The organism is Vogesella fluminis (assembly GCF_014652335.1).
In the GTDB taxonomy this organism is placed as follows: domain Bacteria; phylum Pseudomonadota; class Gammaproteobacteria; order Burkholderiales; family Chromobacteriaceae; genus Vogesella; species Vogesella fluminis.
The window spans coordinates 1-8,678 of the sequence record NZ_BMYP01000062.1 but is presented as its reverse complement, the minus strand read 5'-3'; the positions used below and the strand labels follow the sequence as shown (position 1 = coordinate 8,678).

8 protein-coding genes are annotated in these 8,678 nt (G+C 59.6%); all 8 read left to right on the top strand.

Annotation, left to right across the window (positions count from 1 at the left end):
* Positions 1-307: 307 nt before the first annotated feature.
* The 8 genes from IE083_RS14765 (at position 308) to IE083_RS14730 (ending at position 8,621) form a co-directional block, all read left to right on the top strand.
* Positions 308-1,633 (top strand): IS4 family transposase, encoded by a 1,326-nt coding sequence (locus tag IE083_RS14765; protein ID WP_189354801.1) that lies wholly within the window; start codon positions 308-310, stop codon positions 1,631-1,633.
* A 281-nt stretch (positions 1,634-1,914) separates the two neighbouring features.
* On the top strand, positions 1,915-2,217 hold the full coding sequence (locus IE083_RS14760) for a hypothetical protein (protein ID WP_189354800.1): 303 nt from the start codon (positions 1,915-1,917) through the stop codon (positions 2,215-2,217).
* 31 nt (positions 2,218-2,248) lie between these two features.
* The gene (locus IE083_RS14755; protein ID WP_189354799.1) at positions 2,249-3,469 is read left to right on the top strand and encodes an ATP-grasp domain-containing protein; all 1,221 of its coding nucleotides are present in this window, start codon (positions 2,249-2,251) and stop codon (positions 3,467-3,469) included.
* Positions 3,470-3,501: 32 nt separating this feature from the next.
* Entirely contained in the window at positions 3,502-4,536 is a 1,035-nt protein-coding gene (locus IE083_RS14750; protein ID WP_189354798.1) for a DUF8838 domain-containing protein, read from the top strand.
* Between the two features lie 19 nt (positions 4,537-4,555).
* A complete protein-coding gene (locus IE083_RS14745; RefSeq protein WP_189354797.1) occupies positions 4,556-5,752 on the top strand; it encodes an MFS transporter in 1,197 nt (398 codons plus the stop codon).
* Positions 5,753-5,777: 25 nt separating this feature from the next.
* Positions 5,778-6,596, top strand: a complete 819-nt coding sequence (gene arsM / locus IE083_RS14740; protein ID WP_189354796.1) for a putative arsinothricin biosynthesis methyltransferase ArsM — start codon at positions 5,778-5,780, stop codon at positions 6,594-6,596.
* The gene (gene arsL / locus IE083_RS14735) at positions 6,596-7,879 is read left to right on the top strand and encodes an arsinothricin biosynthesis radical SAM protein ArsL (RefSeq protein ID WP_189354795.1); all 1,284 of its coding nucleotides are present in this window, start codon (positions 6,596-6,598) and stop codon (positions 7,877-7,879) included. The genes arsM and arsL overlap by 1 nt, the downstream gene beginning before the upstream one ends.
* A gap of 124 nt (positions 7,880-8,003) precedes the next feature.
* Positions 8,004-8,621, top strand: coding sequence for an inorganic phosphate transporter (locus IE083_RS14730; RefSeq protein ID WP_189354794.1), 618 nt, complete (start codon positions 8,004-8,006; stop codon positions 8,619-8,621).
* The last annotated feature ends 57 nt before the right edge of the window (positions 8,622-8,678 follow it).

Here is an 8,678-nt window from a genome sequence, read left to right as displayed (position 1 = left end):
GTTCGTCGATGGCCTCCTACCATCTGTCTGCATTTACACCACTTCCGTGGACTCTATCCTTGGCGACTTCTTGAGCTAAGCGCTTGTTCTTTCATGGTCTAACTACAAGTTACCCGATTTTCATTTCCACACATGACTATCTCATCTGATGAAACGAACAAGCAAGCTTCGGGTCGGGTACTGCCCGCTGCGTGAACTGGCATGAGTGCGGCTGGTAGAGCCGCGTGGCTTGGTGGCGCATCTCATTACACACAACTCACTCGTCATGTGAGGGCATCGCGCTCCCGACGACCAATAGCAAGAACACATGAACTGGGCAGCAGAAGAATTCGCCACGATAGTCTTGGGAGACAAACGGCTGGATCAACGCGCGGTATTGTTGGCCGAGCGCTTGGGACAGAACCCCTTCGCCAGTATCCCGGCGGCCTGCGACGGCTGGCACGAGACGCAAGGCGCCTGCCGCTTTCTGAAGCGCCCCAGCGTCGGCTGGGAAGCCCTGCTCCAGCCGCACTGGGACTGCGCACAGCAGCGCATGCAGGCGCACCGCATCGTACTGTGCATCCAGGACACCACCGAACTGGACTATCAAGGCCAGGACATCGACGGACTCGGGCCGCTGAGCTACGAAGCGCAGCGCGGCTTCTACCTGCACCCCAGCTACGCCATCACGCCCGAGCGCGAACCACTGGGCGTGCTGGATGCCTGGATGTGGGCGCGCGAATTCAAGAACGAAGAGGGCGTGAGAGAGGGCGTCAAGGAAAGCCAACGCTGGCTGGAAAGCTACCAGCGGCTGGCAGAACAGGCTGCGCAGCTGCCTGATACCCGGCTGGTCAACGTGGCCGATCGCGAGTCTGACATCCTGGCGCTGCTGGTCAAGGCGCGTGACCTGGGACATCCGCTGGACTACCTGATCCATAGCCAGCACAACCGCGCGCTACCCGACGGCCGCAAGCTGTGGGACAGCGTAGCCGCCGCGCCACTGCTGGGCCACGTGCGCTTCGAGCTGCCGGCCGGGCGCGGGCGCAAAGTCCGCCACGTGGAACAGGAAATCCGCGCCCGGCGCGTCACGCTGACGGACGGTCATGGCGGTGAAGTGCCTGTCACCTGTCTGGAGGCCGCGGAGATCAACACGCCCGAGGGGTGCAAGCCGGTGATTTGGCGGTTGCTGAGTAACCGGGAGGCCGGCACGTTGGAAGCGGCGGTTGAACTGATTGACTGGTATCGGGCCCGCTGGGAAATCGAGCTGTTCTTCCTGATTCTGAAAGAAGGCTGCCGCGTGGAGCAGTTGCAACTGAGCACGCTGGAGCGCCTGGAATCGGCACTGGCGCTCTATCTGGTAATTGCCTGGCGCATCAATCGGTTGATGCGGCTAGGGCGGACGCTGCCGGAACTGGATGCCGACCTGCTGTTTGCCAAGGAGGAGTGGCAGGCGGCGTACATTCTGAATAAAAAACATCCACCCAAAGCGACGCCTCCGCGGAATGAAGTGATCCGGCTGATTGCGCGGCGCGGAGGGTTCCTGGGGCGCAAGCATGATGGCGATCCCGGCGCGAAGACGATCTGGCTGGGCTTGCAGGAAATCGCCGTGTTTGTGGAAGGCATGCGCTTTGCACGGTTATCCAATGACGGATGAGTTGTGTGTAATGAGATGGGCTTGGTGGCGGGCAACGAGGGGCCTCATGGTCATCCGCTGCTTTGTAGTTTGCTGTGTGTTTATTACTCATTATGGAATGGTGAGAATCCAACCTATTTCCATAGAATCTCAAGCATTGCGCATTGCGTGGCGATGCCTTTAGCATGCTGTTTCCCGTGCTTCAATCGTTGATTTCCTTTATGGGCCTCTAAGCCGACCGCGCAAAGGGTTCATGGCGAATTGCCGACTATCTGGCACACATCTACTGCAAGGGTAAGAAAATGAACGCTTTGGAAGCAGCACTCAATATGGCTGAGGACAAGCTGACCACCGCTGGCGGTCTCTCTGAGCGCGACATGAAGCTGGTCAAGATTGCAGTGGCAAATGCTCTAGGTGCCAAGGAAATGCTGCGTATATCGATTATCCAGGCAAAGCAAGCAGGAATTGGTAATGCCGAGATCGAGCAGATTTCTCAATTGATTCCGTTGCTGCGCGCGCGAGTATTACTCGAGTCGCCCTTGGCGCCTATCGCTCCAGGCCAAGCCACAGCTCAGGCGTCGGCCAGCCAGGAGTGCTGTCGATAATCGAAACGCCTGCAAGGTTGAGTTAGAAATAATGACTAAATCTATTGTCATCATTGGCTTTCGCTCCGGCGAGCATGGCTTCGAATATGCGAGAAAAGGTGGCCTATCGGTCATCTTTCTGAGCAGCATGATTTCCGAAGAAGAGGCCATGGAGGCCGATATTCCGGTCGAGCTGGACTTGAACGACGAAGAGACGGTGGTCGCGAAGGTCTCCAGCCTGGCCACCAAGTTCGCCATACAGGGTGTCTTCACGCTCAATGAATACCGCATTCCCCTTGCTGCTCGGATTGCCGAGGCCTTGGGGTTGTCGCGTGGACTGTCTTACGAGGCTGCACTCAATTGCCGGCACAAGCAGCGGACCCGGGCACTGCTCGCTGCCCATAAAGTGGGCTCTCCTGCCTTCTGCACCGTCAAGATGCCCGCAGAGGCCCTGGGCGCGCTACGAGATATGCCATGCCCGGTGGTGGTCAAACCCTCGAACGATGCCGGCAGCAACCAGGTCATCAAGTGTGAAACGCCCGACGAAGTGTGGGATGCAGTGACTGCCATCGGCCGTCAGTCCACCAACTGGGTGGGGCAGCCTCGCAACCCGGAAATCCTGATCGAGGAATACCTGGACGGCCCCGAGTTCAGCGTCGAATCCTGCACGTCGCAAGGCGTGACTACCGTGATCGCGATCACGCAGAAGACTTTGGATGCCGAGCCGTCGACCACTGAGATTCAGCATCTTGTCCCTGCACCGATTCAGCCTAAAGTGCATGCCCAAATCGCCGAGACGGTGAGTCAAGCGCTGACGGCGCTTGGTGTCGACAACGCAGTTACCCATACCGAGATCCGCCTGACGGCTGGCGGCCCCAAGATCGTCGAAGTCAATGCACGCCCTGGTGGCGACAAAATTCCCGTGCTGGTGAGAACGACAACCGGGGTCGACCTGCATGAGTTGTCGATGCATCTGAGCCTCGGCGAGAGCTACGAAACTTACCCACGAGGCGAAGGCACGGCGGGTGCAGCTGCCATCCGCTTCTTCACCGCGCCCAAAGCGGGCGTCATCAGGTACCGAGTCGTGGCTAACAGCGACGGATCGACGCGCTTGCTCGATCTGTCCTGGTACATGCGCTCCGGTGACACCGTGCCGCGCACCACAAGCAATTACAACCGCCTAGGGCACTGCCTGATCGCCGGGGATAGCGCACCGCTCGTGATCGAAGCTATTGATGCTGTAGAGCGCGACATTGCGCTGACCGTCGAATAGGGGCGCTAAGCCCAAACACTGAGGACATAGCTTTGGATTCGCTACAACTGCGTAATTTGGTCCTGGCCAAGATGGCCAAGACCGAGGTCGAGACAAAATTCGACAATGCATACCATGACTTGGCACTGGCATCGTTGGCAGCCAGCACCGACGCTGTGCCGGCAAATGTCGTGATCGTCGGGCCGCGTGCCACCGCCGAGGACTACCGGAAGCTGCTGGGCATCCCGGCCAATTGCCCGACCCAGATTCGTTTCGTGAAACACCGCGACATGAGTGATTCGGCGCTTCCCCGATACGACCTGGCTGGCGGCGACAGCTGGCTATCAGACCGCCTGCAGAATGCGCCAGTTTCGAGCTCGCCCGAGTTCTTCAAGCTACTTGACGACCTTCAGTCCGAGCGTTCGAACCATCCCGACATTGCTGATGACTCGGTCGACCTGGTCGTGATCGACCTTGCTGCCAACGAGTTGCAAACGGCTGCAGCCGCAGCCCTGCTCGATGATGCCTATCGCGTATTGCGGCGTCGCGGAATGTGCGCGGTCCTCGCATACCTTGCAGACGAACCGGTTACCGCAGACACCCGCGTCGGTAGCGTTGAACTGCAGTCGGTGCCGCTCGAAATGCAACTGGAAGCGGTGGTCGCTCGCGCCAAGCTCTACGGTGCTGCCTTCACCTTCCGTGCTGATCTGCCCGACCGGATTCTCGCCAGTGGCACCGAAGTCCGGCTGCATGCCCTCAAGGCGTTCAAGGGAAAAGAAGGACCGTGCGTCGACTACGGCCACGCCGTTATGTACCGCGGGCCGTTCCTCGATGCGACCGACGACGACGGCCACGTGTACCGCCGCGGGGTGCGCACGGCGGTCTGCAAGAAGACCTATGACATCCTCACCTCCGAGCCGTACGCGCAGTTTTTCTACGGGATTCCCTGCTACATGCCGCCGACGGAAAACGAAGCCCCGATATTCGATTGCAATACCCCCATGGTCCGTGACCCCAAGGTCACGAAAGGCGTGCTGCCGGCGGGCGGCAGTCAAGCCTGCTGCGACCCGTCGACATCCTGCTGTTAAGCCATAAAGAACCTTGGACGTGAAACAACTATCGCTATTTACCATCTGCTTCGCCGTATTCGTGCTGGTCGTCGGGACCGGCATGGTTGCGCCGGTGTTGGCGCCGTATGCGACGAGCCTCGGTGCCTCCGGCGTGATGGTTGGAGCCTTGTACTCGGGCTTCTACGTGGTACGCCTGATCTGCGGATCGCGCATCGGTAAGTTCGGTGACCGGCAGGGTCCGAAGACCGTGCTGACCGTCAGCCTGCTCCTGTACCCCCTGATCGCCGGCCTCTACTGGGCGGCGGCATCCGCACCAGGCCTGCTGGCTGGCCGCCTTGTCCATGGCCTGGCATCGGCAATGATGCTGCCGATGGCCATGGCCTACATCGGCTCGATTGCCGAGGTTGGCAAGGAAGGCCGCTATATGGGGATCTACAACACGGTGCTGTTCGCCGCCAATGGTGTCGGGCCATTGATCGGTGGTTTTGCCGTTGAACGGTATGGCCCCAAGGCCGCCTTCATTGCCTTGTTTGCCCTGGCCATCATCTCGCTGCTGGTCACCTGGCTGGCGCTGCCTACTGTGTCGAGCAAGAAGAAGGAAGCGCCGAAGGCGGATGGCCAAGCCGCACCCGTAGCTGAAGTGGCTGCTGTGCCGTTCTACAAGACGCCGGCCGTGCTGCGACTCTCGGTGATCAACTTCGTCTCCGCCGTACTCAGCATTTTCTTCGTTTCGTTCTTCACGATCTACGCAGCCAAGCGGGGCCTATCGCCGGCCGTGATTGGCGGCCTTCTCGCGCTGAACAACGTAGCGATCGCATTGGCCCAGCCGCCGCTTGGGCGCCTTGTCGACAAGGTCAACCGCGGCCATGTCGTGATCATCTCCGGCATCGCTACGGCTTGCCTCCTGCTGGTCTTCCCTGCTTGTTCATCAGCTGTCTCCATCGGCGCATTGATGGTGATCGTCGGCATCGTTTCTGGCGCCACTCTGGCCGCCTCTTCGGCGCTGTCGGTCGAAGTGGGCCGGACTATCGGCATGGGCAGCGCGATGGGCGTCCTCAGCTCCGCAACCAGTGCCGGCATGGTCGCGGGCCCGCTCGCGTCCGGCTTGCTGCTGCAAATCTACCGCGTCGACGTGACGTTCTATTTCTGTGCCGCCATTTGGGCCGTCGGCACCTTCGCCTTCCTCTTACTGGGAAGGGTCCCCGGCGCTCGCCTCGCCACCGTCAACTCGTAATTCTTCAAATACATTGGAGCACCTCATGTTAGAAACCCAAGAAGCCCCCGCTTGCTGTTCCGGTACCGTAGCCAAGCTGGACGATCGCAGCCAGGCTATCAAGGACTTCTATGACTCGGTGGCGCGCAACGAAGGCCCGTACGCCCAGAACGTCGACAAGTTTTCGCCGTCCGCCCCGACGGAAAAGATCATCTCGCTCGCCAATGAGTACCAGCCGGCCACCGTGCTCGACATCGGTTGCGGCATGGGGACGACGCTGCTCAAGCTCTCGCCGCAGCTCGGTGCCGCGAAACAGCTCATCGGCATCGACTTCAGCGAGAGCATGGTCGAGCGCGCGAAGCAGGAGCGCCAGTCCTTGTCCACCGAAGCACAACGCAAGCTCGGCTTCTTCGTCGCAAATGCCTGCAGCCTGCCCTATATGGACGGCCACTTCTCATTCACCTACAGCGAGTGTGTCTTCACGCTGCTGCCAGAGCGGGAACAGGCGTTTCGTGAAGTTTTTCGTGTGCTCGATGAGAACGGCACGTTCGTCTATACGGACTTCGTATCGACGGAAGAGGTGCCCGAGACTGTCCGCAATGACCTGGGCCTGGTGAGCGGCTGCCGCGCCGGCGCTTGGACGCTGGATAAAAACGTCGCCAGCTTGAAGGAAGCAGGGTTCACCTCGATCGAAGTGATCGACTTCACCGAGGACAAGAACGCACGCTATGCCGAGCTGCGCGAGAGCAGCCCGCAAATCGCCAAGGAATTCAACGAATTCTGCGAAAAGCACCCCGAGTCGCACTCCTTCCTTGAGAACAAGGTGATCTACGTGGTGATCATCGCGAAGAAGAGGGCCTGCTGATGGCTGCCTGCATTGTTCTGACGACCTTTGAAGGCGGGTATCAGCCGGTTACCGCCTTGACTGGCGCATCGGCACTCAAGCGCGCAGGCGTCGATGTCCAACTAGTCGATGTATATGTCAGCGGCGTCGAGGTGGCACTCGACGCAGTGCGTAGTGCATCCTACGTTGCAATCTCCATCCCGCTGTTCGACTCCCTCACCACGGGCATCCAGTTAGCCCAACGCGTGCGGGAGGCGAACGAAGACGCCAAGATCATCTTCTTTGGCCAGTACGCGTCGATCAACGTCGAGCGCCTGACCGGGAAGTACTGCGACTTCACCGTGTCGGGTGAATGGGAGCAGCCGCTCGTGTCGATCGTGACGAACCGTCCGCAGCAGACCGCCGTCACGGCCGTCTTCGACATTGCACGCCTGCACGATCAAGGCTCGGAGCCGATCCGTCCGGTCATCACGCGCGACCACCTGCTGCCCATCGACCGGGCCATGGGCCCGCCCTTGTCCAAGTACCCGCAACCACAGTTGGAGCGTTTGCTGGGCCGCTCGCTGGTAGTCGGGGGCTTGGAGACAACACGAGGCTGCCACCACAAGTGCACCTACTGCTCGGTCTATGCCGCCTACGACGGAAAAGTGGTCGTGGTCCCCGAAGACCTGGTCATTCAGGATGTCGATGTACTCATTCAGCAGGGTATGACGCATTTGACGTTTACCGATGCCGACTTCTTCAACACCAAGCGGCATGGCACCGCCCTCATGAAGGCGATCCACGAGCGGCACCCCGCGCTGACTTTCGACTTCACGGCACGCGTCGACCATATCCTGGAAAACAAGCAGGCGATTTTGGATATGGCCACCTACGGCCTGTCGATGATTACTTCGGCACTGGAATTCCCGAGCCAGACCGTCCTTGACCAGGTGTACAAGGAAATGACGGTCGACATGATTCAGGAGGCCGTCGAATTCCTCCGTGAAGTGGGCGTGCAGCTGAACCCTACGTTCATCATGTTCAACCCGTGGAGCACCCTCGAGGATCTGGCCAAGTTCCACGACTTCATCCAAACCGCCGGCCTGACCGACAACGTCGACCCGGTGCAGTACGAGACCCGCTTGCACCTCTACAAGGGCTCGCCCTTGCTGGAGAACGAGTCGATTCAGGCGCTCGAGCTGGAAGAGGGTGAGTTCCACGTCAACTGGAAGCATCCGGATGCGCGCGTCGATGAGCTCTACGCGTCGATGGTCAAGCCGCCGGTTGAAGGTGAGTTCAAGCGCTGCTGCTTGAAGTGCTAAAGGCGTGCTCCAAGGGCAGTTCTACGTTCCCGTACAGAATGGCAAGACCAGTAAGGATGTATTGGCCGGTATTCGTGTTTTCTTCTAAACCGCCCAGCTTCTACATATTGTTTTAAAAGGTGAAATGATGATCGCAATGATATTGTTTTTCGCGGGAATGCTGTTGGCGTACGCCAACGGCGCAAACGATAATTTCAAGGGATTTGCCACGCTTTGGGGCAGCGACTCGATCGAGTATCGACACGCGCTGATCCTGTCGACCATCGCTACCGTTGCCGGGGCATTGTTGAGCCTCTACGTGGCTGGGCAGCTCGTCAGCAATTTCTCGGGTAAAGGGCTCGTGCCGGATGCACTGGTAGGCGCACCCGCCTTCCTTTTCTGCGTCGCGCTTGGTGCCGCCATCACGGTGATGTTCGCAACCTATTTCGGCTTCCCCATCTCGACCACGCACGCGATCATCGGCGGCCTCGTTGGTGCCGGCATGGTGAAAGCGCCTTCGGCGGTCAACTTCTCGAAGCTTGGCACCACCTTCCTGCTCCCCATGGTTTCCAGTCCGATCGTTGCCATAACCCTGGCCTTCGGCACCTACTGGCTAGCCAAAAAGGTGAAGGTGCTATGCAACGTGAAGTCTGAGGTGTGCGTCTGCGTCGAGCCGGGGGTCTGGCGGCCCGTGACACCCAATGGCGTCACACCCTCGGTGGCCCTCCCGGCCATCCACGTGGAAACAGGCTCGTCGGTCTGAACCGCCCCGGGTTTCGCGGAGGCCATTTTGTGTGAGTCAGACCAGCATGGCCTGCTC

Bases quoted from the DNA above. Each gene is read 5' to 3' on its own strand.
- IE083_RS14760 (WP_189354800.1), top strand. From the start codon at position 1,915: ATGAACGCTTTGGAAGCAGCACTCAATATGGCTGAGGACAAGCTGACC.
- arsM (WP_189354796.1), top strand. From the start codon at position 5,778: ATGTTAGAAACCCAAGAAGCCCCCGCTTGCTGTTCCGGTACCGTAGCC.
- IE083_RS14730 (WP_189354794.1), top strand. From the start codon at position 8,004: ATGATGATCGCAATGATATTGTTTTTCGCGGGAATGCTGTTGGCGTAC.
- IE083_RS14765 (WP_189354801.1), top strand. From the start codon at position 308: ATGAACTGGGCAGCAGAAGAATTCGCCACGATAGTCTTGGGAGACAAA.
- IE083_RS14755 (WP_189354799.1), top strand. From the start codon at position 2,249: ATGACTAAATCTATTGTCATCATTGGCTTTCGCTCCGGCGAGCATGGC.
- arsL (WP_189354795.1), top strand. From the start codon at position 6,596: ATGGCTGCCTGCATTGTTCTGACGACCTTTGAAGGCGGGTATCAGCCG.